We start from the raw sequence: 327 nt of genomic DNA, 5'->3' as shown, positions 1-327 counted from the left end.
AGCGTGAACCCACCACCAGTACCAGGTCGGCGTCTTCCAGCAGTTGCTTGACCGATGGGCTGTTGTGGAAGGCTCGCAGGCTGCGCGGATGCGCATCAGGCAGCAAGCCCCGGGCATGTGTGGTCGACAATACCGGGATGCCTTTGTCGGCCAGTGCCGTAACGGCGGCAACGGATGCAACAGCACCACCGCCCACCCAGATCACAGGACGAAGCGCCTGTTGCAGCTGCTGCAACAGGCCATTCAGTTCTTCCTGATTGGCAACTGGCATGGCCGGGACGGCAATCGGCCCCAGATTGTCGGGCAAATCAATAGTGGTAGCTTGTA

At 60.6% G+C, this 327-nt stretch carries 1 pseudogene; it reads right to left on the bottom strand.

What is annotated here, in order from left to right:
* Positions 1 to 327: pseudogene (locus Q4563_RS18050) on the bottom strand (hypothetical protein); the annotation flags it as partial.

The organism is Gilvimarinus sp. 1_MG-2023 (genome assembly GCF_030548285.1).
Note: the sequence above shows the minus strand (reverse complement) of the source record. Positions and strands in the feature narration are given on the sequence as shown.